The organism is Agrobacterium sp. ICMP 6402 (assembly GCF_009498615.1).
Taxonomy (GTDB): domain Bacteria; phylum Pseudomonadota; class Alphaproteobacteria; order Rhizobiales; family Rhizobiaceae; genus Agrobacterium; species Agrobacterium burrii.
Window position 1 is genome coordinate 14,129 of sequence record NZ_QSNV01000006.1, and the last position, 23,524, is coordinate 37,652.

Annotated in this window: 23 protein-coding genes; 4 read left to right on the forward strand and 19 right to left on the reverse strand. The window is 59.2% G+C overall.

The window, feature by feature from the left end; genetic code table 11:
• Nucleotides 1–26: 26 nt before the first annotated feature.
• From DXT96_RS16765 to DXT96_RS16775, 3 genes are all read right to left on the reverse strand, one after another.
• The gene (locus tag DXT96_RS16765) at nucleotides 27–1,139 is read right to left on the reverse strand and encodes a TRAP transporter substrate-binding protein (RefSeq protein WP_153515627.1); all 1,113 of its coding nucleotides are present in this window, start codon (nucleotides 1,137–1,139) and stop codon (nucleotides 27–29) included.
• Nucleotides 1,140–1,220: 81 nt separating this feature from the next.
• Nucleotides 1,221–2,726: a TRAP transporter large permease subunit gene (locus tag DXT96_RS16770; protein WP_371418914.1), complete on the reverse strand. Its 1,506-nt coding sequence runs from the start codon at nucleotides 2,724–2,726 to the stop codon at nucleotides 1,221–1,223.
• 15 nt (nucleotides 2,727–2,741) lie between these two features.
• Nucleotides 2,742–3,290 carry a TRAP transporter small permease subunit gene (locus DXT96_RS16775; RefSeq protein ID WP_153515628.1) on the reverse strand — a complete coding sequence of 183 codons (549 nt, stop codon included), beginning with the start codon at nucleotides 3,288–3,290 and terminating at the stop codon, nucleotides 2,742–2,744.
• A 630-nt stretch (nucleotides 3,291–3,920) separates the two neighbouring features.
• Here DXT96_RS16775 and DXT96_RS16780 point away from each other — a divergent pair.
• Nucleotides 3,921–4,136, forward strand: a complete 216-nt coding sequence (locus tag DXT96_RS16780; protein WP_153515629.1) for a hypothetical protein — start codon at nucleotides 3,921–3,923, stop codon at nucleotides 4,134–4,136.
• A 667-nt stretch (nucleotides 4,137–4,803) separates the two neighbouring features.
• Here DXT96_RS16780 and DXT96_RS16785 read toward each other — a convergent pair.
• The 6 genes from DXT96_RS16785 to DXT96_RS16810 all read right to left on the reverse strand — a co-directional run bounded on the left by DXT96_RS16785 (nucleotide 4,804) and on the right by DXT96_RS16810 (nucleotide 11,298).
• Nucleotides 4,804–5,424 (reverse strand): thioredoxin domain-containing protein, encoded by a 621-nt coding sequence (locus DXT96_RS16785; protein ID WP_153515630.1) that lies wholly within the window; start codon nucleotides 5,422–5,424, stop codon nucleotides 4,804–4,806.
• An 18-nt stretch (nucleotides 5,425–5,442) separates the two neighbouring features.
• Nucleotides 5,443–6,234 carry an amino acid ABC transporter ATP-binding protein gene (locus DXT96_RS16790; protein ID WP_153515631.1) on the reverse strand — a complete coding sequence of 264 codons (792 nt, stop codon included), beginning with the start codon at nucleotides 6,232–6,234 and terminating at the stop codon, nucleotides 5,443–5,445.
• A gap of 10 nt (nucleotides 6,235–6,244) precedes the next feature.
• Nucleotides 6,245–7,534, reverse strand: coding sequence for an amino acid ABC transporter permease (locus tag DXT96_RS16795; RefSeq protein WP_153515632.1), 1,290 nt, complete (start codon nucleotides 7,532–7,534; stop codon nucleotides 6,245–6,247).
• A gap of 1 nt (nucleotide 7,535) precedes the next feature.
• On the reverse strand, nucleotides 7,536–8,789 hold the full coding sequence (locus DXT96_RS16800; RefSeq protein ID WP_153515633.1) for an amino acid ABC transporter permease: 1,254 nt from the start codon (nucleotides 8,787–8,789) through the stop codon (nucleotides 7,536–7,538).
• Between the two features lie 104 nt (nucleotides 8,790–8,893).
• Nucleotides 8,894–9,910: an amino acid ABC transporter substrate-binding protein gene (locus DXT96_RS16805; RefSeq protein WP_153515634.1), complete on the reverse strand. Its 1,017-nt coding sequence runs from the start codon at nucleotides 9,908–9,910 to the stop codon at nucleotides 8,894–8,896.
• Nucleotides 9,911–10,059: 149 nt separating this feature from the next.
• Nucleotides 10,060–11,298, reverse strand: coding sequence for a MalY/PatB family protein (locus DXT96_RS16810; protein ID WP_369809572.1), 1,239 nt, complete (start codon nucleotides 11,296–11,298; stop codon nucleotides 10,060–10,062).
• Between the two features lie 118 nt (nucleotides 11,299–11,416).
• Here DXT96_RS16810 and DXT96_RS16815 point away from each other — a divergent pair, with 118 nt between their 5' ends.
• Nucleotides 11,417–12,316, forward strand: a complete 900-nt coding sequence (locus DXT96_RS16815; protein ID WP_153515635.1) for a LysR family transcriptional regulator — start codon at nucleotides 11,417–11,419, stop codon at nucleotides 12,314–12,316.
• A 58-nt stretch (nucleotides 12,317–12,374) separates the two neighbouring features.
• On the opposite strand, the gene DXT96_RS16820 is transcribed toward DXT96_RS16815, so the two are convergent.
• Nucleotides 12,375–13,823 carry a multicopper oxidase family protein gene (locus DXT96_RS16820; protein WP_153515636.1) on the reverse strand — a complete coding sequence of 483 codons (1,449 nt, stop codon included), beginning with the start codon at nucleotides 13,821–13,823 and terminating at the stop codon, nucleotides 12,375–12,377.
• Between the two features lie 98 nt (nucleotides 13,824–13,921).
• The gene (locus DXT96_RS16825) at nucleotides 13,922–14,191 is read right to left on the reverse strand and encodes a hypothetical protein (protein ID WP_153515637.1); all 270 of its coding nucleotides are present in this window, start codon (nucleotides 14,189–14,191) and stop codon (nucleotides 13,922–13,924) included.
• Between the two features lie 174 nt (nucleotides 14,192–14,365).
• Between DXT96_RS16825 and DXT96_RS16830 the strand changes: the two genes are divergently transcribed.
• Nucleotides 14,366–15,085: a response regulator gene (locus DXT96_RS16830; RefSeq protein ID WP_153515638.1), complete on the forward strand. Its 720-nt coding sequence runs from the start codon at nucleotides 14,366–14,368 to the stop codon at nucleotides 15,083–15,085.
• Complete coding sequence (locus DXT96_RS16835; protein ID WP_207135070.1) at nucleotides 15,082–16,509, forward strand: ATP-binding protein; 1,428 nt, start codon at nucleotides 15,082–15,084, stop codon at nucleotides 16,507–16,509. Before DXT96_RS16830 ends, DXT96_RS16835 begins: the two co-directional genes overlap by 4 nt.
• A gap of 39 nt (nucleotides 16,510–16,548) precedes the next feature.
• Here the strand turns inward: DXT96_RS16835 and DXT96_RS16840 are convergent, their stop codons facing one another.
• From DXT96_RS16840 to DXT96_RS16875, 8 genes are all read right to left on the reverse strand, one after another.
• Nucleotides 16,549–17,406 carry an alpha/beta hydrolase gene (locus tag DXT96_RS16840; protein ID WP_194287661.1) on the reverse strand — a complete coding sequence of 286 codons (858 nt, stop codon included), beginning with the start codon at nucleotides 17,404–17,406 and terminating at the stop codon, nucleotides 16,549–16,551.
• A gap of 45 nt (nucleotides 17,407–17,451) precedes the next feature.
• Nucleotides 17,452–18,684 (reverse strand): MFS transporter, encoded by a 1,233-nt coding sequence (locus DXT96_RS16845; RefSeq protein ID WP_153515640.1) that lies wholly within the window; start codon nucleotides 18,682–18,684, stop codon nucleotides 17,452–17,454.
• 52 nt (nucleotides 18,685–18,736) lie between these two features.
• On the reverse strand, nucleotides 18,737–19,417 hold the full coding sequence (locus DXT96_RS16850; protein WP_153515641.1) for a cupin domain-containing protein: 681 nt from the start codon (nucleotides 19,415–19,417) through the stop codon (nucleotides 18,737–18,739).
• Entirely contained in the window at nucleotides 19,404–20,444 is a 1,041-nt protein-coding gene (locus DXT96_RS16855) for an alcohol dehydrogenase (protein ID WP_153515642.1), read from the reverse strand. The genes DXT96_RS16850 and DXT96_RS16855 overlap by 14 nt, the downstream gene beginning before the upstream one ends.
• Nucleotides 20,445–20,447: 3 nt before the next feature.
• Entirely contained in the window at nucleotides 20,448–21,611 is a 1,164-nt protein-coding gene (locus DXT96_RS16860) for a flavin monoamine oxidase family protein (protein WP_371418901.1), read from the reverse strand.
• Between the two features lie 11 nt (nucleotides 21,612–21,622).
• Nucleotides 21,623–21,904 carry a hypothetical protein gene (locus DXT96_RS16865; RefSeq protein ID WP_153515644.1) on the reverse strand — a complete coding sequence of 94 codons (282 nt, stop codon included), beginning with the start codon at nucleotides 21,902–21,904 and terminating at the stop codon, nucleotides 21,623–21,625.
• A gap of 119 nt (nucleotides 21,905–22,023) precedes the next feature.
• Nucleotides 22,024–22,950 carry a transcriptional regulator GcvA gene (gene gcvA, locus DXT96_RS16870; RefSeq protein ID WP_153515645.1) on the reverse strand — a complete coding sequence of 309 codons (927 nt, stop codon included), beginning with the start codon at nucleotides 22,948–22,950 and terminating at the stop codon, nucleotides 22,024–22,026.
• 32 nt (nucleotides 22,951–22,982) lie between these two features.
• On the reverse strand, nucleotides 22,983–23,486 hold the full coding sequence (locus DXT96_RS16875; RefSeq protein ID WP_153515646.1) for a TetR/AcrR family transcriptional regulator: 504 nt from the start codon (nucleotides 23,484–23,486) through the stop codon (nucleotides 22,983–22,985).
• Between the last annotated feature and the right edge of the window lie 38 nt (nucleotides 23,487–23,524).

Consider the following 23,524-nt stretch of genomic DNA (forward strand, 5'->3'; position numbering starts at 1 on the left):
GGGGCCTCGGTAAAGTCTATGTCGGCTTATTTGCCGGCCGTCTGCATGGCATAGCCGTAGCTGTCATAGGTATATTCGGCGACGCGGAACCATTCGAAGCTCTCGTCGCGGAATTTCTTCCAGCCCGGATAGATTTTGGCCCATGCGGGATGCTTCTGTGTGTACTCGTCATAAAGCTCGAAGGTCGCCTTGTAGGCGGCGTCGAGCACATCGCGGGGCAGCGGGCGAAGCTGCGTGCCCTTGGAAACCAGCGAGCGGATCGCATCCTTGTTCTTGACGTCGTAAAGCGCCTGCATGTTGATGTTGGCGGCCTTGCAGGCGGCGTCGAGTGCTGCCTTGTATTCATCAGGCAGGGCTGCATATTGGTCCTTGTTGACGAAGAAGTGGATCGTCAGTCCGCCCTCCCAGAACGCGGGGTAATAGTAGTATGGCGCGATCTGGTAGAAGCCGAGCTTTTCGTCGTCGTAGGGGCCGACCCACTCTGCGGCATCGATGGTGCCCCGTTCCAGCGCCGGATAGATGTCGCCGCCCGGGAGCTGCTGTGGCACGGCACCAAGCTTGGCAAGCACCTGCCCTGCGACGCCGGCAATACGCATCTTGAGGCCCTTGATATCCTCGACGCTCTTGATTTCCTTGCGATACCAGCCGCCCATCTGGGCGCCCGTCGCTCCACCGGGAATGCCGATGACGCCGTAGTCGGAAAGGAATTCGTTGTAAGCCTCGTTGCCGCCGCCATGGTAGAGCCATGCGTTCTGCTGGCGGGCGTTCAGGCCGAAGGGGATGGTCGAGCCGATGGCGAATGTCGGATCTTTCCCCGTGAAATAGTAGCCGCAGGTATGGGAAATCTCGACGGTATTGGCTTTTACGGCGTCGATGGCCTGGGCGCCGGGAACGATTTCACCGGCCTGGAAGACCTGGATTTCAAACTTGCCGCCGGTGATTGCCTTCAGCGCATTCGCCATGACCACGGCGCCGCCGTAGATCGTGTCCAGATTGTTCGGAAAGCCTGACGTCAGGCGCCAGCGAACGTTCGGTAAAGATTGCGCTATGGCTGGCGTGGCGAGCGTCGAAGCGGCCGCAGCCGCCCCGGCAAGCACGCCGCCGGACAAGAAGTGTCTGCGGTCCAGATTGTTCGTCATAAGATTACCTCCTCCTATTGAAGTGACCGACGCTTGGTGCGTCGATGGGGTGTGGCGGGCGCTTGTATGCCCGTCCGAATGTCAGGGGTTGCTTGGCTTGCCGAAGCTTGGTGCGTTGCCGCCAGGGGCGAAAGGATTAGCGAACGGATCGGCGTCGCCACCTGCGCCGGGCATCGGTACATTGATATGGACGGCCGAGGGATCGGCGACCTTGGCACCCGACTTGTAGTGCATCACTATTCCGGGGAAGGCGATGATGATGATGACCATGGCGAGCTGGATGAAAAGATAGGGAATGGCGCCGAGATAAATCTGGGTCGAGGTGACCGGCTGGATCGTCTGTCCCGTGATCCGATCCTTATAGGCACGCGTCGGTGCGACGGACCGCAGGAAGAACAGCGAAAAACCGAAGGGCGGGTGCATGAACGACGTCTGCATGTTGACCGCCAGCATCACGCCAAACCATATCAGATCGATGCCAAGCGCATCGGCGACCGGCGCCAGCAGCGGGATGATGATGAAGGCCAGCTCGAAATAGTCGAGGAAGAAGGCCAGGAAAAACACCAGCAGGTTGGCGACGATCAGGAAGCCGATCTCGCCACCGGGGATCGATGTCATCAGATGCTCGACCCAGACGTGACCGTTCACGCCATAAAAGGTCAGGGAAAAGACGCGCGCGCCGAGCAGGATGAGCAGAACGAAGGACGACAGCTTTGCCGTGGCGTAAAGCGACTGCTGGAGCAGGCCGAAATTGAGCTTACGGTTGGCAAGCGCAAGGGCGAGCGCGCCGACAGCACCCATGGCGCCACCTTCCGTGGGGGTGGCGATCCCGAGAAAGATTGTGCCGAGCACGAGGAATATCAGGACGAGCGGAGGCACCAGCGAGGTGATGACCTTGAGCAGCAGCTTGGTGCCGCGCAGGGTCCGCGCCTCCAGCGGCAGGGCCGGGACCTTTGTAGGGCTGATGATTGAGGTCACGATGATATAGAGCGTATAGGCCGCCACGAGCATGAGACCCGGAACGAGCGCGCCCTTGTACATGTCGCCCACCGAACGGCCGAGCTGGTCAGCCAGCACGATAAGGACGAGGCTGGGCGGGATGATCTGCGCCAGCGTGCCGGAAGCCGCGATCGTGCCGGCGGCGACCTTGCGGTCATAACCATAGCGCAACATGATGGGAAGCGAGATGAGGCCCATCGAGATGACCGAGGCGGCGACGACGCCGGTGGTGGCGGCCAGAATTGCCCCGACGAAGATCACGGCAAACGCAATGCCGCCGCGGACCGGTCCAAACAGCTGGCCGATCGTGTCCAGCAAATCCTCCGCCATGCCGCTCTTTTCAAGAATGAGCCCCATGAAGGTGAAGAACGGTATCGCCAGCAGCGTTTCGTTCGACATCTGGCCGAATATGCGATCGGGAATGGCCTGGAACAGCGTGGCTGGCAGCAGGCCGAGTTCTATCCCGATGAAGCCGAAGACAAAGCCGACAAAAGCCAGCGCGAAGGCTACCGGATAGCCGAACAGCAGCACGATGATGAGCGCGGCGAACATGATCGGCGCGAGATTTTCCGCAAGGAATGCCATTATTGTTTCTTCCTTCGATCAGAGCATTGCTGCCGCGGCATCAGCCGCTGCAACCGGATCGGGGATATCGCCGCGCAGGATTGCGACGCGTTTGATGAGTTCCGACACGCCCTGAAGGGCGAGTAAGCTGAAGCCGATTGGTATCAGCGCCCAGACCGGCCATTGAATGAGCCCGCCCGTGTTGTTGGAAACTTCACCGGAGGCAAATTTCTGCAGGAACACCGGCCAGGAGAGATAAACCGTGATGAGGCAGAAGGGCATAAGAAAAAAAATGGTCCCGAGGATATCGACCCACAATTGCCCCTTGCGCGGCAGGCTTCCGTAAATCAGGTCGACCTTCACATGCTCGTTGTTGAGGAGCGTGTAGGCGGCGGCGATCAGAAACACAGCGGAGAACAAATACCACTGGGATTCAAGCCAGGCGTTGGAACTCATCGAGAACGCCTTGCGCATGGCGGCATTGATGGCGCTGATGAGAATGGCGGCGAGCAGCAGCCACGAAATACCTTTGCCAATAGCAGAATTGGCGGTATCAATGGCGCGCGAAAGCGCCAGAAAAAACTTCATGAAATCCTCCCCGAAGCGGCCGCGTACTCCTCGATACGCGTGCTGCCGCTATAGTTCGGGCACGATATCAATGGCATCTTCACGCTCAAGGGCTGCTGCCGGCGAATTTCTTCAGGCGTACCGAGAACTGGGTATGTGAGGGGCAACTTCAGTAGGACGGCAAGGGATAATGAAATGAAAGAGCGTGCTTGGGCACCCAATACTTTGTCGTGCTCGACATCAACCCAGAGGGCAAGCGAAATACTCTTGGCCAACTGGTCCAGTTTGAAGGATTAAGATCGAATCTCGGAGTTGGAGCGAACTTCCTTTTGATTCCCGCATGGTCATGGAAAGAGGTTTGACAGTTCGTCCTGCCGTCAGTTCATCTTCACGCCCCGTTGCTCCAGCTTATCGAGAATCTCACTCGTCGCGTGGTTCGCTTTAAAGTGGCCGCTTTCTTAAATGATAGCATATCCAGCAATGCACAGAGGTTTTCCGACGGAATGTTGATCTCCGTAGGCTTCGTCACGGTTGGTCTCGCCACCAGTATACCCGTGCTTGTTATTGCTGTTGTGTGTGTCAGCGTTGGTGATGCCCTTGCAAAGCCGACTTACCTTGCGGCGCTGACGCCGACGTTTGCTTCAGGCGCGCTTGGAGCCTGGCCAGGCGCTCCTCAAGGTTGTCGAGCTCGGCGGCACGGTCGCTGATCTGCTGGATGATCTGGCGCTGCTCCTGTTCGACAGCCTTCGACTCCCCGGAAATGCGCTGGCGCTCGTCGGGTTCATTCTTGACGGTCGCTGCGAGGTTGCGGCGCGCCTGTCCGGCGACATCGTCGAACACATGCCGAAGAATGCGGCGGGCAGATAAGACAGCACCCGATCCTCTAGGTTCTTGCGCAGGATGGTCTGGGAGGAGCCGTAGCGTTCCTTGGCATATCGTTGATGAGACGGGTGCAAGGGTCGGACGAGTCGAGTTCCGCCGTCTTGTCGGCGCGTTGGTAGGCAGCATGCCTCTGGAGGAGGCGGGTTTCCTGGAAAAAAGCCGGGGTTTTGGTGATCGCTGAAGCTCGTGAACAGGAGTTCCGTCGCCATATCCATGTCGGCGGAATTGATACCTATGGTTTCCGGTTTGTCGCGATAGCATCCACGGATTCCTTCGCTGGCGAACGCTCCATCCCCACCGGGTATAGTCATCGATTGCGCCGCCCCTCCAAATTCCTTTAGCGTCCGTCGAGGTGAGAAGACTGACGGAGCAAGGCGTGCGGTTCACGAATGCACAAATCATCGAGATTTGAAGGGGCAGGAGAGCGGGCAGCGACGTTTGCCGCCAGCAAGGGATGTTCGAAGTTAAACTTGGAGCGAAGAACGCGGAGGATTTTATTGCGTTTAAAGCCATCTATTCCCGCCGTCTCCGGATACCTCACATGGTCCCGCAGCGCCTGGCCAGTGATACGATGTACGAGGAACTCAACCGGCGCGGCTTCTTCGTCGTGCGAATTGTGCTGTCAGGCTTGCGCGCCGGTTGGCAACAGAAGCTATTTTCTTTCCAGAGCCGCGGCGATCTCGCGCCGCATTGCTTCAAGGCTTGGGGCGCCGGAAATTTTCTTACCGTTGATGAAGAATGTCGGCGTGCCCTCCACCTTGAAGTCGTTCTGCGCCTGATCGGTAAGCGTCTTGAGGTTGTTTAATACAGATTGGTCCGCCACTGCCGCATTAAAAGCGTCGCGATCGATTCCCACAGAGGCTGCGATTTCGCGTAACGTCTGTTCCAGATTACTGGAGTTCGCGATCTCGTCCTGACGGGCGTAGTACCTGTCCAGAACGAGCATCGGTTGCGGCTGCGCCTCCGCTAGCATGAAAATGACAAGGTCCACGTTATTGCGAACCAAAGGCCGGAACAGAATTCTAATCTGCCCGCTTTCAACAAATTCCCCCTCGATCTTCGGCGCTGTCTCGTTTCGGTATGTCGCACAGTGAGAACAGGTGGGAGATGAGTATTCGATCACCGTGACCGGAGCGGTCGCGGAGCCCACCGGGAGGTCCGCGCGGCCGAGCGGTTGCAGAAGATCGGTCGCGCCTGCGGCAAACGGTAGAAAGAGCACGATACCGAGCAGTACCGCGGCGTGGCGGATCGGTTTGAATAGCAGTGTAATCATTTTTAGTCCGTCAAAAACTCAATGCCCCAATATCTGACCGAGGAATGCCCGCGAGCGTTCCGATTGCGGGGCGCTGAAGAAGGCCTTGGGTTCGTTTTGCTCGACGATCTGACCCTGGTCCATGAAGATCACCCGGTCGGCCACAGCCTGCGCGAATCCCATCTCGTGGGTCACGCAAAGCATGGTCATACCGTCTTCGGCAAGCGCGATCATTGTATCGAGTACCTCCTTTATCATCTCCGGATCAAGTGCGGAGGTGGGCTCATCGAAGAGCATGATTTTCGGCTTCATGCACAATGATCGCGCGATCGCCACGCGCTGCTGCTGGCCGCCTGACAATTGGCCCGGATATTTGTGCGCCTGATCCGGTATCCTGACCTTCTCCAGAAAGTGCATGGCAAGCTCCCGGGCTTCTTTTTCCGGCAACTTGCGGACCCAGATAGGGGCAAGAATGCAGTTTTGAAGGATGGTCAGGTGCGGAAAGAGATTGAAGTGCTGGAATACCATGCCGACTTCACGACGGACTTCTTCGATTTTCTTCAGGTCGCTGGAGAGTTCGATGCCATCAACGGCGATTTTGCCGGATTGGTGCTCCTCGAGCCTGTTGATGCAGCGGATCATGGTCGATTTTCCAGAGCCGGACGGTCCGCAGATGACGATCCGTTCTCCCCGCCGCACCGTCAGATCGATATCGCGCAAGACATGGAAGTCGCCATACCACTTGTTCATGGACGTGATTTCGACAGCGATACCTGCAAATCCGATCCGGTCGTCCTGCAAAAGCGCGCGTTGCGTGTTTGTATTGGTCATCCATATTCTCCTAACGATGATCCGTTTTCAGCCGGCGCTCGAGATACATCGAGTAGCGCGACATGCCGAAACAGAAGACAAAGAACACGGCACCGATGAAGATGTAGAGTTCCCAATATATGCCTTGCCAATTGGTGTTGGCGCGAATGGCGGCGGCGAGAGCGATTGGGTCGAGAAGGCCGATGAACATGACGAGCGTCGTGTCCTTGAAGAGCCCGATGAACGAGTTGACGATGCCGGGTATCGAGATTTTCAGCGCTTGCGGGAGAATGACCAGGCGTTGTGCTTTCCAATAATCCAACCCCAGCGCCTCGGCAGCCTCGTATTGACCGCGCGGCAGTGCCGCCAGTCCGCCGCGAACGACCTCGGCCATATAGGCGCTGGCAAAGAGGGTCACCATGATCACGACACGCAGGATGAGGTCGAAATTCGTACCCGGCGGCAGGAAATAATTGAGAAGGAGCGAGGCCGTGAACAGCAGCGTGATCAGCGGAACGCCGCGGATGAATTCGATGAAAACAACGCTCAAAGTCCGAATGAGGGGCATGCCGGAACGCCTGCCGAGTGCGAGCAGGATGCCGAGCGGCAGCGACATTGCGATACCGGTGACCCCGATGATCATCGACAGCAGAAACCCGCCGATTTGCCTCGATGCCACGCTTTCAAGCGAGACCGGGGCCGCTTTTTCGAGGAATGTCGCGAGTGGACCGGCGAGATAGACCCACCAGAGGACGGTCGTGAAGATTGCCATTGCGGTTGCCGCCGCCGCGTTTTTCCGCGTCAGCAGGGCGAAGGCGACCGCGCCAGCGGCGAAGGCAAGATAAAGCGTGACGGGAGACCAGAACGAGCCACCCCAGATCAGCCAGCAGACCAATCCCGGATAAACGGCGCTGAACCAGAGCATCTTTCGGGGCAGGGCTGCAAAAAGGGCCGGCGCCAATGCAGGCAGGAGGAGCACGAAGGCCGCGACCGGCCGCCAATAGGATTGCGGCGGATAAAAACCGAAAAGAAGCTGCGTCCATCGATCCCGAATGACGCCCCAGCAGGCGCCGGACGCTCCATCGAGAATCTGCCGACACTCGGCAAGGGAATTGGCTTTCCAGATGGAATTGCCAAGCCATGGGGCGATAGCCGATACGAGCCATAGGACCGCGGCCACCGAAGCGATGCTCAGAAGTGTGCTCGTCCAGCTGTTAAACAGGTTCTTCTTCATCCATTGGAAGATACCGGTTTGGCCTGCCGGTCGCTCATAGGGGGGCAACATGTTTTCTCGGACCCAGGAGACACTATGGACGTTCATCTCAGCGCTCCTTCAGCATGATACGATTATTGTAGACATTCATGACGCTGGAAATGGTTAGGCTGATCGAGACGTAGATCAGCATCATCATCAGCATTCCCTCGAGTTCACGGCCCGTCTGGTTGATGGTGATGCCGCCAAGCGTTGAGCGCAGATCCATATAACCCACGGCAAGGCCAAGCGATGTGTTCTTGGTGATATTCAGATATTGTGAGATGAGCGGCGGAACGATGATGCGCAGGGCCTGCGGAAGGATCACCAGACGCATCGTTTGTCCCGGCCGCAGGCCGAGCGCATGGGCCGCTTCCGTTTGTCCCCGCGAAACTGCAAGAATACCCGAGCGGACGATCTCGGCGATAAACGCCCCGGTATAGATGCTGAGCCCGATCCAAAGCGCGATCAGGGAATTTCGAAGCTGCAAGCCACCGGTGAAATTTAGTCCCTTCAACTCAGGACATTGCAGGTGGAAGCCGAGCGCGTACAGCAATGCCAGAACAGGTATTGCGAAAACGGCGATGCTTTTCCACCAGATATGGGGACGCTTGCCGGTGCGGCTTTGCCGCCGCCGTGCATTGTCTAGGAGGAGGCGGTGCATGGCGAACGAGCCGGCAAGCACGGCAATCATTGCCGGCAGATCGAGACTGATGGACCCAAAGGGGAGGTCGAGTTCTCCGAGACTGCTCGAAAAGCTGGGCGAAGGGACGTAGATTCCCCGGTTTGTTACCGCGACGCTGTTCCATAAAAGCATAGAGGCGCGAGCGTTCTCGCCGCGGAAATCGGTGGGTGCAGGCATTGCCTCGGACATGACGGCGGCGATGACGATAATCCACAGAAGTGCCGGCACATTGCGGAAGCTCTCCACGTAGAGCGTCATCAAGCGCCCAACGATCCAGTTGTTGGAAAGCCGCAGGACGCCTGCGAATATGCCCAGAACAGTTGCGGTGATGCATGCCATAACGGCAACGATCAAGGTATTGAGTAGTCCGACCAATGCGGCGCGGGCATGACTACTCGCGCTCGAGTAGTCGATCGGCCGTTGTGATATGTCATAGCCGGCGGTGCGCCACAGGAATTCAAAGGAGAAATCCTTACCCAGCGCGGCGAGGTTCCGCACCGTGTTGTCGACAAGCCAGAAAAGACCGATTGCCAGAAGGGCGAAGGTTATGACCTGGATCGTTCCATTGCGATAACGGGTGTCGCGAAGGAGCATGCCCAGGCGAAACGGCCCGTTCCGAGCGGCGTTTCTCGTAGTCATGAGTTCTCACCATGTAGCGTGAAGGTTATCGTGGCTCGCGCCGGCTGCGCGAGGTTCTGTTCGTAAAATGCGATGCGGCGCGGTGAACCCGCGCCGCGAAGACATCAACGAAACGGCAGCGCGTACATCAGGCCGCCCTGCTCCCACAATGCGTTTTGCCCACGGGACAATTTGATCGGTGTGTGCTCACCGAGGTTTTTGGCGAAGAGTTCACCGTAGTTTCCGCCCGCCGCGATCGCGCGTTCGGCCCAGACCGCGTCGAGGCCAAGCTGCCGGCCGAGATCGCCATCCTTGCCCAGAAGACGTTTGATTTCCGGATTGTCGGAGTTTGCGGCGAGTTGTGTCACATTCTCGGCGGTGATGCCGAGTTCCTCGGCGGAGACCAGAGCGTTCAGCGTCCAGCGCGCAATGTCGGCCCATTGGTCATCGCCCTGGCGGACCAGCGGTCCGAGCGGTTCCTTTGACATGATATCGGCGAGGATGACGTGATCATCAGGGTTCGCGAAACTGGAGCGGATCGAGGCCAGATCGGAACCGTCACTCGTCATGACGTCACATGCACCGGCCAGATATTTCTGCTGGTTTTCAGCGCCGTTTTCGACGGGGACCGGCTCATAGGTGAGGTTGTTCTTTTTAAAGTATTCGGCGAGATTGAGTTCTGTCGTCGTTCCGCTGGTGATGCAGACGGTTGCGCCGTTGAGATCCTTTGCGGAGCTTATCCCCAGAGACCGGGGAACCATGAATGTTTGACCGTCATAAAACGACACGCCCGCAAATGTGAATTTCAGATCGACATCGCGTGAAAAGGTCCAGGTCGTCGTGCGGGACAGAATGTCGATTTCACCCGAAGCGAGAGCCGAAAAACGGGTCTGCGCCGTCGTGGGAACGAAATTTACCGCCTTGGGGTCTTTGAGGACGGCCGCCGCAACGGCGCGACAATAGGAGATGTCCAGGCCCTGCCAGGTGCCGGAGGCATCTGGCGCGGAGAAACCGGGCTGGCCGGTGGTCACGCCGCAATTCAGTTTGCCGCGCGCCTGAACATCGGCCATGGTGCCGGCTGAAACGATACCGGCCGTCAGCGTCGCCGCCGCAAGCGTGGCAAGAGCAGTCGTCATTTTCATTGCTATTCTCCCAGTTGCGATCCGGCGGCGGGTGGCTTTTACCGATTTCTCCGCGGCCCGGTTCGGTTGCGTTTCCCTATTTCATTCGGTCCTGTTTGATCCCGCGTTCGGCGAGCGGTGTTCGATAGGCTATGATATTGGCTTCGCCCTCACAGTCCGGCGACGGCGGCGGTTATGCGCTCGATCGCTTCATCGACCGTGGAGCGTGGGCAGCCGAGATTGACGCGCATGAAGCCATGGCCTTCAATCCCGAATTTCTGGCCCTTATCGAGCCAGACCCGCGCCTTGGTCAGCATGAATTTATTGAGCGCTTCGGCATCCAGCCCAAGACCGCGGCAATCCATCCACGCCAGATAGAGGGAGTCGGTCGGAAGGACTTTCAGGCGCGGGTCCGCTGCGTTGATCGATTTGGCGAAATGTGCGTGATTTGCGCGCAGATAAACCAGCATCTCCTCAAGCCACGGTTCGCCATGGGCGTAAGCCGCTTCTGCGGCGACCATTCCCATGACGTTCACCAGCTCGAAGACGTTGCGCTCATACTGACGGCGCAATTCTTCCCGCAGCCTTCTGTTCGGGACAAAGACATTGGCGCTTTGCAGGCCGGGCAGATTGAACGTCTTGCTTGGGGCGGTGCAGGTGATGCTATTCTGCGCGAATTTTTCGCCGAGCGAGGCGAAAGGAATGTGTTTCCTGTCCGGATTGAGGATGAGGTCCTCATGGATTTCGTCGGAAATGACCAGCACGCCATGGCGGGCGCAGATTTCGCCCATTGCGCGCAATTCGTCTTCCGACCAGACATTTCCGGTGGGATTATGGGGGTGACTCAGGATGAAAATTTTCGTGTTGCCGCGTATGGCCGCCTCGAAGCTCTTTTCATTGAACCGGTAGCCGTCGCTGGTAAATTCGAGCGGCGCAAAGGCTAGATGACGGCCGTTCAGCAGAACGTCGTTATGGAAATGCGCGTAGACTGGCGGTTGGATCAGAACGGTGTCGCCCGGGGCCGAGAAAGCCTGCACGGCCGTCTTCAGCGTCGTGATGATGCCGGAGGTCTGGAGAACCCATTCCTTCGGCACATCCCAGCCGAAACGCCGCTGCTGCCACCTGACCACGGCGTCCACATAGGATGACGTAGCGCCGCCGGGATAACCGAATACCCCGTGTTCGACGGCTTCATGGAGTGCGTCAATGACGGCTTGAGGTGCTTTGAAATCGGTATCGGCGACCCACATTGGCAGGGGATCGGCCGCAGCTTCGTCCGGCGTCAGCAGCTTGCCCGCATAGGCCCATTTCATCGAGTTGCTGTTCTGGCGATCAATGACCTCGTCGAAGATCGACGGAGAAAATCCATTGCGTGTCGCATGCTGGGCTGCAGTCGCCGGTTTTGTCACTGCTATGTCCTTTCGTCCATTCAGGCTGGCATCGATCCACCTGTTGACGAAAAGGTTAGCTGCAATCCATTATGAGTGGAAATGGTATGATTTCATTATTCGATGAGGTTTTTTCATAATGCTCGATAGACACCATCTAGCGATCCTGCGGGAAGTCAGCCGCCGCGGTAGCGTCACCGCCGCCGCCGAGAAGCTGAATGCCACGCAGTCGGCGCTCAGCCATATGATTGCCAAGTTAGAGGAGCGCCACGGCATCAAAGTGTGGACGAAAACCGGTCGCGGACTGCGATTGACTCAAACGGGCGAATATCTGCTAAGCGTCGCAGAGCGAATTTTGCCGCAGATGGAGCATGCGGAACGGGTTCTAACCGACTTCGCGTTGGGACGAAGGGGCGCGTTGCGCGTCGGCATGGAATGCCATCCCTGCCAGCGATGGTTGTCGCGCATTGCCACTCCCTATCTCACTCACTGGCCTGACGTCGATTTCGACGTTCGGACCGCCTTTCGCTTTGATGGCATTGAAGCACTCCTGGGCTTCGAAGTCGATCTACTCATCACCCCGGATCCGGTCGATGTGCCGGACCTGCTCTTCACGCCCGTTTTCGATTATGAATTGGTACTGATGGTACACGAAACACATCCGCTTGCAGCGCGGCGTTTTGTGTTACCTCAGGATCTGATCGATCAGGAGCTGATCACTGTGCCGGTAACCCTGGAACGACTGGATATTTATACCCAGTTTCTGGTTCCTGCCCATTGCCGGCCCCGCCGGCACCGTACCGCCGAGACCATCGATCTCATGCTGCAACTCGTTTGCGCGGGCAGGGGAGTCACTGTCCTGCCGGATTGGCTTTTGCAGGAAGATGCTGCGGGATTGCCAATCAGGGCGCTCAGCCTTGGCGAAGCGGGAATTCGCAAGAGCATTCATCTCGGTGTACGCCGTGGCGAGGAGACGACGTCTTATATCGAAGGCTTCCTCGAACTCGCACGGGGGATGGGACGCTCACCTTTGCCGTGATGCTGTATGTCAATCATAACGTGCGGCCGGGTTAGCAGACGCCCCTTTCCCCTGCACGCTAAGCCTGAACTTGGAGTTCCGTCATCATGCCGGTTTCCAGGTGTCCCATGTGGTGGCAATGGAGCATCCACGGTGCGGCTTCGCCGGCATCGAATGCGATGGTTACCCTGTTCATCGGCGGAACTTGGACAGTATCGCGCAACGCGCCTGCGATCCGCCGCATGCCGACACCGACCACCTGAAAGACATGGCCGTGCAGGTGCATGGGATGGGCCATCATCGACATGTTGTGGAACGTTATTTCCACCCGCTCGCCGGTTCGGGCCGGGATGGGGGTGCGATCGCCCCAGCCCCGGCCATTGATTGTCCACCGATAGGGCATCATCGAGCCATCCAGCACGACATCGTGGCGTCGAACGATCTCGCTCTGCATCAACGGCGTCATGGCGCGCAATACCGTCTCCTGGTCGAGATTGCGGGAAAAGGCGGGATGTTGCGTGTCCGCCCTGTCGGCCATCCGGGCAATGGATGCGCGTGCGGGCGCAAGGATGATACCCGTCCGCTGCCGCGCGCCTTCGCGAAGGCAAAGCACGGGCAGCGCCGATCCGTCCGCCGGCATGTCGATCTCGATGTCGAGCCGCTGGGCTGGCGCAAAGCCGAAACGGGTTGCCTCGTGCGGCACGCAGGCTTCGCCATCGGTGGCGACGAGCCGTCCGCGCACGGTTCCGCGGTCGATCCAGAATGCGGTCATGGCCGAGGCGTTTACCGCCCGCAGGAGAACCCGTCCACCGCGTTCGACGCGCACCACCTCCGGGTCGCCGAGCGTGCGATCATTCGCCAGATAGGCGTCAAATTCGAAATCGTTCAGATCCGTCTTCATGGACGCCATGTCCATCATACCCGGCATTTCCGGCATCGCTTTTGTGTCCGGTGCGCCGCCATGGCCCATCGCGGCGTGATCCATGCCCGTTCCGCCTGCCACTTCGCTGAGCACGGCCTCAGGCGTCTTGAAGGAGAAGTCGTGCAGAAACAGCACAACCTCCTGCCGGTCAGCGGCAAGATCGGCTTCAGAACGCACGATCAACGGCGCAGCCAGAAGGCCGACCTCCTGTGCCGGAATGTGGCTGTGCATCCAGAAGGTGCCTGCTCTCGCGGCATAATCATAAGAACGCGTTTCGCCCGGGCGCAGCATCGGGCTGGTATTGGGCACGCCGTCCTGGGCGTTGGGTGGAATCTGGCCGTGCCAATGGATGATCGTCTCTTTGTCGAGCCCGTTGGTCAGATCCACGCGGAAGCGTTGCCCGGGGTCAAGGGTAAGTCCGAGTTCCCCTTTCGCATTGATAAGTCCCATGACGGTGGCGGCGCGTCCTGCCACCTCGATCGTGCGTGTCGTGGCAGTGAGCGTGGCTACGCTGGGGGCGGCCCCGGCGCGGGCGGGCAAGAACAGTGCAGCGGTCGTGGCGGCGGAAGCCGCAAGAAAGCTACGGCGTGAGATAGGATGGGTCATTGTTCAATCTCGCGATTTTTCCCACAATCGGACCGTCAATGAGGTCGGGTCCGCAGGTGGCAGGAGGACCAAGGCTATGAAAGGACAGCCGGCGACTGTCAGTCGGGCTTTGCCGGAGACTGGGTAAGCGAGGTGATCAGCAAAACGGTCAGGGCAACAAAGCCGCCGAAGGTGAGGAGCATGGCGAGCGGCCCGAACAGCATCATCCAGCCCATTTCGTTCCTCATGTCGGTCATGAGTGACATTCCGTTAAAGCCCGCCGGTGGGAAGGGCGGAACCGGGCGGAAATTGTGATACAGGGCCATTGTTGTCACGCCGGTGAGCAGCGAGAGGATGGAAATCGTGGCGAGTTTCGTTCTGTGGGTCATGGTTTTCTCCAGGTGGTTTTAGCCGTTCAATGGCCACCATCTGGCGCGGCAAACGTCACCCAAGTTTTTCAGGGCGCTGCGCTTTTGTGACAAGTTGTTACAGAGAGGCTTTCAGGCAAAACTTGTTTCATCTTTTCCCGGCAGTCTCTTCACGATTGGGATAAGTTGAAAGTCATGCAAAGCAGTCCTCATATACTCATCGTCGACGATCACCGCGAAATCCGCGAACTGGTCTCGCGCGCGCTCGTCAAGGAGGGTTTTCGCACCAGCGTCGCCGCCGACGGGCGGGCGATGCGAAAGGTCATGGCGGATGCTCACATTGACCTCATCATTCTCGACCTGATGCTGCCGGGGGAGGACGGCCTCTCCCTCTGTCGCGGGTTGCGCGCGCAATCGACGATCCCGATCATCATGCTGACGGCCAAGGGAGACGAGATCGACCGTGTCGTCGGCCTTGAGCTCGGTGCCGACGATTATGTCTCGAAGCCTTTCGGCAGCCGTGAATTGATCGCCCGGATAAGGGCCGTGCTGCGCCGGAGCGAGAATGATGCGGCGTCAGAGCAGACCCGGCGCGCCAGGCAATATTGTTTCGACCGTTGGCGTCTCGACACCGGCACAAGGGAACTCCAGCGGGAAGACGGGATCGCGGTGCCGCTCAGCACCGGCGAGTTCGATCTTCTGCTTGTCTTGATAGAAAGGCCCGGACGGGTGCTGAGCCGCGATCAACTTCTGGATCTGGCCCGGGGAAGGGCCGCCGGCTCGTTCGATCGCAGCATCGACACGCAGGTGAGCCGGCTGCGTAAAAAACTCGAGGTCGATCCCGCCACACCGAAAATTATCAAGACCGTCTGGGGCGGCGGCTATATGTTTGTGCCAGAGGTAACATCCGAATGAAGCGCTTGCTTCCACAGAGCCTGTTCGGCCAGACTTTGCTCATTCTTCTGGCCGGTCTGTTGGCGTCCCATCTCATCGGCACATGGATATACAGCGCCGATCGGGGACAGATCGTGCGTGCGGTCGGCGGTTTCGCGATAGCGCAACGGATCACGAACCTGACACGGCTCGTGCGCGATGCACCTGCGGAGTGGCGGGATCGTATCACGCAGGATTCCAGCGACGAGACGTTTAACGTCGCGCTTTCGCCAGAGCCGCCCCCGGCGATATTGACCGATAGCGACACATCTGCTGCGGAGGCACTGAAACAGGTCCTTATCGAGCGCCTCTCGCTGCACGGTTCTTCTGAACCGCGGGTCTCGGCCTCACGGCCGCGCGGCATGATGGCAGGCATGGCAGAACGAATGATAGCGCAGCATGGTATGGGCGAGACCCCGATGATGTCCGGGTTTGGCAGCTTGGGTCCGTTCGCGGGATTTCGTGAATTGCAGGTCGCCATTCCGGTTGAGCAAGGACAGTGGCTGACCTTTAAAACGGTTCTGCCCGAAAGCGGCGGCGCCTTTTCCCTGCGCTTCCTCGTGTCGATGGGGATGATGGCGGCGATAACCGTGCTGGTGACGATCTGGGTCGTTCGGCGGGTATCGTCACCGCTGACAGCGCTTTCAAAGGCAGCCTTGCGACTGGGGGAAGACCTGAACGCGCCGCCGATGCTGGAGGTCGGAACGGTCGAGACCCGGCAGGCAGCACGCGCCTTCAACGCCATGCAGGCGCGCTTGCGCGGCATGATCGACGATCGCACGAAAATGCTGGCCGCCATCTCTCACGATTTCCGCACGCCGCTGACGCTGTTGCGGCTTAGGGTCGAGAATGTCGAAGATGCGGCCGAGCGGGAGAAAATGCTCTCGACCATAGCCGACCTCAATAAAATGGTCGCAACGACACTGGAATTCGCAAGCGGCGCGACGCAACAGCCTGTCCGCCGTCCGACGGACCTCGCGGCCCTGATCGAGAGCATGACGGACGATCTTTCCGATGCCGGCCTGCCGGTGGTGTGTATGGATGCTGCTCAGCCGATCATCTACGCCTGTGACCCGGCAACGCTGAAACGCGCATTGACCAATCTGATCGACAATGCCGTGAAATATGGCGGCCGCGCCGAGCTTGCAATCCATGAGACGCCGCAGACGATTGAAATCATGATCGATGACGCAGGCCCCGGTATTCCCGAAGAGGAACTCACGCATGTTTTCGAGCCGCTTTACAGGCTGGAAAGTTCACGCAGCCGGGAAACAGGCGGGATGGGGTTGGGGCTCGCGATCGCCCTGTCCATCATTCGCACCCATGGAGGGCAGCTCACACTTTCAAACCGGGCTGAAGGCGGGCTCCGTGCACTGATATATTTTCCGAGAGCCGAAGCAAGTTAGCCAGTTGAACCCGGACGCTCGTTTTCGCAACCGGGAAGTTCAGTCGCCGAGTGTTGCCTGGAGTCCCCACATGAAACCCGGCCTTACGGCGCTGATATGGTCCGTGCCCTCTATGACCTTCGAGGACATATTCAATCCCCCGTAGCCGCGTGAGCGAAGACGGGACTGGAACTTCTGCATGCCGGCCACCATGTCGTTCGTCTTTCCCTTCCGCGCAGGATCGTGGCGAGACGTCTCAAGACCCCCGACATAGAAGAGTACATGCGCGTTAAGTTGGTGGCGCCTTTTGGCGTAGTCGTCTTCGAGTCTGTAGATTACTTCGTCGGCGAACCAAAAGGATGGGCTGCCGAGGATGTAAGTCTGGAAAAGCGAAGGTTCGGTCAGGAGGATATGGGCACCCAGCAACCCTCCATAGGAATGTCCCCAGAAAATGCGGCGACCGGATGCAATCCGGTAGCGATCCTCGACATAACGCAGGACGACGTCGCGCAGGTAGTTTTGATAGGCGGCCGCGCCGCCATAAATCCTGCCGCTTCCCGGGAGCGTTACAGGCGTGTAGTCGCGACGGCGGCTGTCCTCAAGCGCCTCGCCGAGCGCGTAGGAAAGGCCGACGACAACGGCCTCCTCGACTTGACTGTTTTCTGCAAGCAGGCGGGCGTCGCAGCTCAACTTTGGAAAGGCGCGCCCGCCATCGGCGATGACTACGAGGGGATAGCTTCTTTCTCGACGCTCCAAATAATCTGCGGGCAGACTGATATAGATCTCGTAGCGGCGGCTCGACGCGGGATCCGGTAGTTGCACGGTCAGGGCTTCACTTTTCGAACAAAGCGATTTCGCTTCGGATGGCGAGGAGAATGCGGGCGCTGCTGTCGTGACGAATGTCGCAATGAAAACCAACGCCAATCTCCAGATCGATATGGATGTCATCTTTTGTCGCTCTGTTTATCGGCTCTTCTTCAGTCGGGCGGCCTGCCAGACCAAAGGTACAAGAATGATCGCAACGGCGGGCAGGACGAGCCTGTTGATGCTGCCCCATCCCGAATTATAGAGAAGCGAGCCAGCGAAGAACGAAGCGCAGGCGACCGTTCCGAAAACCAGAAAATCGTTTGCGCCCTGTGCCTTACCGCGCTCCGCCGGCGTATGGCAATCCGCGACCATGGCCGTGGCGCCGATGAAGCCGAAATTCCAGCCGATACCCAGCAGGATCAGCGAACCCCAGAAATGCGCGATGTCGAGACCGCCGAGTGCGATCAGGGCCGATATGCCGATCAATAGAAGGCCGACGGCTGCAACCCGCTCCTTGCCGAAACGGGCCATCAGACGACCGGTGAAGAAACTGGGCCCGAACATTGCCAGGACATGCCATTGGATGCCGAGGGCAGCGGAATCGACGGAATGACCATGGCCCACCATCGCCATCGGGGCGGCGGTCATGACAAAGGTCATGAGCCCGTAAGACACGATACCTGTGGCCACGGCCAGCATATAGCGCGGCGAAAGCAGGATACCGGAGAGCGGACGGACGCCTGTCGTATCGGCCCTTGTCAGTCCCGAAAGGGGCGGGCGGCGGAGGTATAGCAGGACCGGTATGGCAAGGCCGGCCAGCACCGCCTGACTGAGAAAACTGCCCGCGAAAGAATGACCCGGAAAAGCTTCGCGCGTCCAGATCACCAGTTGCGGTCCGATTACGGCCGCGATCAGGCCACCGATCATCACACGGGAGATCGCCCTGTCGCGATCGGCGCCTGTGAGACCGTCCGTAGCCGCGAAGCGGTAGCTCTGCACGTAGGAGCTATAAAAGCCGGCAAGGAAGGTGCCGATGCAAAAGAGCGCAAAACTGGACTGGACGATGCCGGCCGTCGCCACCAGACCGGCTGCGATGCCAAGGATTGCTCCAAGGAGATAACCCGCCCTGCGGCCGAACCGGAGCATCATGGCAGCCGCCGGAAGCGTTCCGACAGCAAGCCCGAGATTGAGGAGACTGACCGGCAGGGTAGCGGCAGCCGGGTGCGACGCCAGTTGCTGACCGACCAGCCCTCCCAGCGAAATGACGATGGGAGAGTTGGCCCCGCCAAGGGATTGCGCCGCCGTCAATATCCAGACGTTTCTTGAGGCAATGGTTTTGTATTCCGATGAACCTGCGTCCTTGCAGGGGGTCGGTTTGACGATGTTCATTCGTCATATTCCTTCAGATCGAGCTATTCATATGTGGCGGCAGTCGATGCGCCTACTCCGGCATGCGCAACACGTCAGGATGCAGGAGAGGGCCTTGCTTCAGCCATATCCGCACGCCATCGGCACCGGTGGTGACGTCCATATCCGCTCCGGCCGGCAATCGCCCCCAGCATTCGGAGGACAGTATTTCTCCGTCCCGGATCATGCTCCCTGAAATGACGAGAAATTCCAGCCCGGAAGGGTTTTCGACGCGGACCTGTGTGTTCCGGCGCCATTGTTCGATGCAGACGCGCTCGTGACCGTCATCGAACAGTATCCGAGAGGATATGCTTTCGCTGCGCGCGGTGCCTTGAACACCATCTCCCGCTTGTTGGACGATCTGCACGTCATCGCCTTCACGAAATTGCCAGAGGCGAACGAAAATCGTGCAGCCGTTGATGGATGCCGGCACATGGGACGTGCCCGGCGGGTTGCGGAAATAGGTGCCGGCCGGGTAGTCGCCGTGCTCATCCTGAAATGCGCCTTCGAGAACCAATATTTCCTCGCCGCCGGCGTGGACATGGCGCGGAAATGCGCTGCCCGGTGCATAACGTACAATCGACGTTGCTCGCGCCACCTCCGCTCCGACGCGATATAGCATCCGTCGATCAACGCCGGCTGCCGGGCTCGGAATCCAGTCCAGCCTGGATGCGTGGACGATGACGGGGACGGTCAGGTCTTCATTGATCAGCATCGGCCCGATCTCCCATGGTCAGCACCATCCGGAACTGGACATCGCCGGATCTCATGCGTTCCACCGCCTCGGGAGCGCGCTCCAGCGGCATGGTTTCGATCATCGGCCGAATTCCGGTCAGGACGCTGAAATCCAGCGTCTTTTCGTTTTCGAAGGGAGAGCCCGTGATCGAGCCGATCACTCCGCGCTCGCCGCCGACGAGGAAGCCGGTGGAAACGGGAAGCGGGTCCTTGCCGATACCGAGCACGACAAGACGCCCGCCGGGAGCCACCGAGGACATGAGATCGGCGACCGCTGTAACATTGCCAATCGTTGTCAGGATCGCCTTTGCGCCGCCCATTCCGCGGAGGATGTCGACCGCGCTTTCGGCATTTGTATCGATGTATCGGTGAGCGCCAAGGCTGAGCGCGACCTCGGCTATATCCGCACCGCGGCCAATGGCGACGACACGAAATCCCATCTTGCGGGCATATTGCAACGCCATATGACCGAGGCCGCCAATGCCGAGGACGACCACCGTATCGCCTGCTTCCGCGCCGCTTTTCTTGAGCGCATTGAAGGTGGCGATGCCGGCGCAAAGGATGGGGGCCGCTTCCTCCGACGAAAGATCGTCGGGGATCGATACAAGCCCGGTTGCCCTGGCCGTCATCATCTCCGCATAGCCGCCATCCCTTGACGATCCCAATACGGGCTGGTTGCGGCAGAGATTGAAGCGCCCGCGCCGGCACTGGTCGCATTCGTTGCAATGGCCGCCGAGACGGCCGACACCCACGCGCTGGCCGATTTTCCAGATCGCCGGCGTATCGGCGCCGAGAGCGACGATCCGTCCGACGACTTCATGACCCGGCACCCGGAGCGGCTGAAGCGCCGGGTCGGCGCGATCGATGTCGCTGGCATCGGCACCGCAGATGCCGCAGGCTTCCACGGCGATCAACACTTCGCCAGCCGGCGGTGAGGGCGTCGGCCGCTCGACAATTTCCAACTTTCCGGGGCTGGAGATCTGCACGGCCTTATAGGTGGATTTCATGAGCTATTGCCCTTTCGGTGAGGCAGGTTCAATGACATCTGAATTGCAGCGAATAAGGTTCGCCGCGGCCCTCTCGCCTGCTTCAATGGCTCCCGCCAGATAGCCGGGCGAATTGGCTGAGGTTTCACTGCCGGAGAGGGTAATCCACTCGCTCCAGTCAGCATCGACCCAGTCGCGCTGGCCGCCGGCGGGATGTCCTGCCGCCGTTAGGTCAAGCTCCGTAGCGGTCAGGGTGTCGATTGCCCAGTCCTTGTAAAGCGTGGCAATTGGATGGAGGGCTTCCGCACCGAATATCTGGCCGAGTTGGGCGATGGAGGCGGCAAGCAGGGCATTTTCATTGAGTTGCGTCCGGCTCCGGGCGGGAATGCCGACAAATCCGAAAAGCGCAGCCTTGCCGGACGCCGTCGTCGCATCGTGGATTTCAACCAACGGTCCGGCCATGCTTTGCGCAGCACCTGACAAGCCGGCTTCGCGCCAGAACGGCCGCTCGTAAACGGCGAAAAACTTCGCATGCGGGGCCATCCAGGTCGGTGTGGCTCGCCACAGGGCGCGTGTCGCGTTCCGGGGCGGTGGCGAGAATTCCACCGTGGCTTCAAGGAGACGCGGCGGTAATGCGAAGACGACATGTGTGGCTTCGATTGTTTCGACACCTGATGCCGTCGAAACGATCACGGCAAGGCCGGCCTGCGTGCGGGCGATATCGGTAACCCGCGATTCGAGGTGCAGGCAATCCTGCGGGAGGCGAGCGGCCAGCGCCGAGACCATTGCGCCGGTGCCGCCCGCCAGCCGCATTGATGATGGTTCTTGACGGAACGCGGGATAGCGCTCTGGCATTCCTCCTTGCGAGCGCTGGAAAAGCATCAAGCCGTCGGTGTATTGCGGAACGAATGTCAGCCCGAGTTCATCGACAAGAGGCAAAATCTCCGGCGTCATGTCCGGCCAGAACCAGGACGGTCCGAGGTCGAGGCCGTCATCCGACGGGCGGTTGTCCTCGCCCGCCGACAGGATGCGGCCGCCGAGACGGCTGCGGGCCTCGATCAGGCAGATAGGCAGGCCCGCCCGATGCAGCCTGTAGGCCGTCACCAGGCCGGAAAGTCCGCCGCCGACAATGAGTACGTGTTTGGTGCCGATAGGGATCATCTGATTGCTGGAACCTGAAGTCAGCACTAGGCCAGCCCTCAGACAACCTCGTAGATGCGGATTTCAGGTGCGGCCACAAGCAAGGGCTTCAATCCTGTCACGACATCGTCGTTGAACATTGCGCTCTCGAGATAGGCTTTCGCGTGGTCGCTCGTGTTGAAGCCGTGCAGGACCTGGACGTCATCCGGGCGGATCAACAACTCCTTGGATGTGGCTCCGGCGATCTCAGACAGGAATGATTGCTTGTATTTCTGATAGATGCTCGCGGCAGCGGCGCGGTCGCTTTCCTTGATTTGAAGCGTAATTTCGAGGTAGGCCATGATTTCCCTTTCGGTTCGCGCACGGCCGGCGGCCGTCAGCAGTTTGCATGCGCAAACTTCAACGGAAGTCGCTCCTTGGACAAATGAGACTTTCTTCGTTGCGGGAAAGAAAAACTATCTCACGATATGAAACGTGCCTGCGCTTCATCGAATAGCCAATCGCGGAACGCCTTCAGTTTAGGCAGCGCGGCATATTCTGTTCGGTAGACAACATAATAGGCCAGTTTCGAGGCCACCCGGATATTGGGAAAAAGCTTCCGTAGCCGGCCGGCGGCGAGATCGTCATGGGCGAGAATGCTTCTCGCCAGGGCGATACCTCGTCCCTCTATCGCGGCCTGCAGCACAGCGGCCGAGTTGTTGATCCTCATGCCCCGTTGTGGCGGCGGCCCGGCGACGCCCGCAGCCTCTAGCCAAGCCGGCCAGCTAATGAAACCCACCGAAGGGTCAACGGACAGATCATGAATGAGAGGCGCGTTTTGAAGTTCCTGTGGTGACGCCAGATCATGTGCGGCGTGAAAATCGGGCGAGCAAACGGGAAAAACATCCTCGTCCATCAGTTTCTCGGCGATAAGCTCCGGCCATGTACCGTCGCCGTAGCGCACGCCGATATCGAGGCTCTGCGCCTTGAAATCGGCAAGTTTCAGGCTCGTCTCGATCCGGATATCCGTGTCCGGGCATCTAGCCTGAAAACGGTCGATCCGAGGCATCAGCCATTTGGCTGCAAAAGCGGGACTAACGGTGACGTTGAGGATACCGCTTGTCGTCGATTCGTGCAGACGCTGCAGCCCGATGCCGAGCCGGTCGAGACCGGCGCGAATGTCCGGAAGCGCATTTTCCGCCGGCTCCGTCAGCTTCAGCCGGGTTTTGCCCGAGGTGCTGCGATGGAACAGCGGCATGCCGAGCCACTCTTCAAGTCCGCGTACAAGTTGGCCTACCGCTGCCGCGGTAACGTTGAGTTCCTCTGCCGCTCCGGAAAAACTGCCGTGCCGGGCGCTGGCCTCGAAGGCGCGTAGCGCATTGAGATAGACCGGCGCTTTCTTCTGCATGGCGGACTTTCCTCCCTGGCCGGCGCATGCTCTCATACGAGGGCAGCGCTGCCATTCTCGAATATTGACGGGTTCTCCAGGACGTTTGCGATGAGCATCGCGCCTTCCAGCGTCGCCAGCGCATGAAACGCCTTATCTCTGCCTAGGCCGGCAGCCTCCAGTTTTTCGATGCCCAGCAGGAAGAAACGTTTCACTTCCATTCGCACATCTTCCGGCAGGTCGTTTGAGGTCGCCGCCAGCGTGCCGCACAGACACATGCGCCCGTCACGCCGCAAAGCGATGAAAAAGGTTCGTTTCCAGGCTTCTATGGCACCCGTTCCCCGGTCGATCTCGGCGTCCACGGCAGCCATGAAGCGGTCCGTGTAACGTTTGGCCACAGCCGCGGCGAGCTTCTCCTTCGCCGGAAAATGGTAGTGGACGGAAGAAGCTTTCACGCCGACATCTGCGGCCACGTCCCTGAAGCTGAAACCGCTGTAGCCGCCGCTTCGAATTCGTCTTTCCGCGGCATCCAGAATAGCGCCTGTCGTATCGGTCATTCTCAAAATCCTCTCTATCTAATGTTAGATAGGGCTTG

Coding starts and splice junctions, on each gene's coding strand:
- gcvA (WP_153515645.1), bottom strand. CDS start 22,950: ATGCAGAAGAAAGCGCCGGTCTATCTCAATGCGCTACGCGCCTTCGAG.
- DXT96_RS16845 (WP_153515640.1), bottom strand. CDS start 18,684: ATGAACATCGTCAAACCGACCCCCTGCAAGGACGCAGGTTCATCGGAA.
- DXT96_RS16825 (WP_153515637.1), bottom strand. CDS start 14,191: ATGACCCACAGAACGAAACTCGCCACGATTTCCATCCTCTCGCTGCTC.
- DXT96_RS16795 (WP_153515632.1), bottom strand. CDS start 7,534: ATGAACGTCCATAGTGTCTCCTGGGTCCGAGAAAACATGTTGCCCCCC.
- DXT96_RS16855 (WP_153515642.1), bottom strand. CDS start 20,444: ATGAAATCCACCTATAAGGCCGTGCAGATCTCCAGCCCCGGAAAGTTG.
- DXT96_RS16775 (WP_153515628.1), bottom strand. CDS start 3,290: ATGAAGTTTTTTCTGGCGCTTTCGCGCGCCATTGATACCGCCAATTCT.
- DXT96_RS16800 (WP_153515633.1), bottom strand. CDS start 8,789: ATGACTACGAGAAACGCCGCTCGGAACGGGCCGTTTCGCCTGGGCATG.
- DXT96_RS16875 (WP_153515646.1), bottom strand. CDS start 23,486: ATGACCGATACGACAGGCGCTATTCTGGATGCCGCGGAAAGACGAATT.
- DXT96_RS16790 (WP_153515631.1), bottom strand. CDS start 6,234: ATGACCAATACAAACACGCAACGCGCGCTTTTGCAGGACGACCGGATC.
- DXT96_RS16850 (WP_153515641.1), bottom strand. CDS start 19,417: ATGCTGATCAATGAAGACCTGACCGTCCCCGTCATCGTCCACGCATCC.
- DXT96_RS16805 (WP_153515634.1), bottom strand. CDS start 9,910: ATGAAAATGACGACTGCTCTTGCCACGCTTGCGGCGGCGACGCTGACG.
- DXT96_RS16830 (WP_153515638.1), top strand. CDS start 14,366: ATGCAAAGCAGTCCTCATATACTCATCGTCGACGATCACCGCGAAATC.
- DXT96_RS16765 (WP_153515627.1), bottom strand. CDS start 1,139: ATGACGAACAATCTGGACCGCAGACACTTCTTGTCCGGCGGCGTGCTT.
- DXT96_RS16785 (WP_153515630.1), bottom strand. CDS start 5,424: ATGATTACACTGCTATTCAAACCGATCCGCCACGCCGCGGTACTGCTC.
- DXT96_RS16820 (WP_153515636.1), bottom strand. CDS start 13,823: ATGACCCATCCTATCTCACGCCGTAGCTTTCTTGCGGCTTCCGCCGCC.
- DXT96_RS16815 (WP_153515635.1), top strand. CDS start 11,417: ATGCTCGATAGACACCATCTAGCGATCCTGCGGGAAGTCAGCCGCCGC.
- DXT96_RS16835 (WP_207135070.1), top strand. CDS start 15,082: ATGAAGCGCTTGCTTCCACAGAGCCTGTTCGGCCAGACTTTGCTCATT.
- DXT96_RS16865 (WP_153515644.1), bottom strand. CDS start 21,904: ATGGCCTACCTCGAAATTACGCTTCAAATCAAGGAAAGCGACCGCGCC.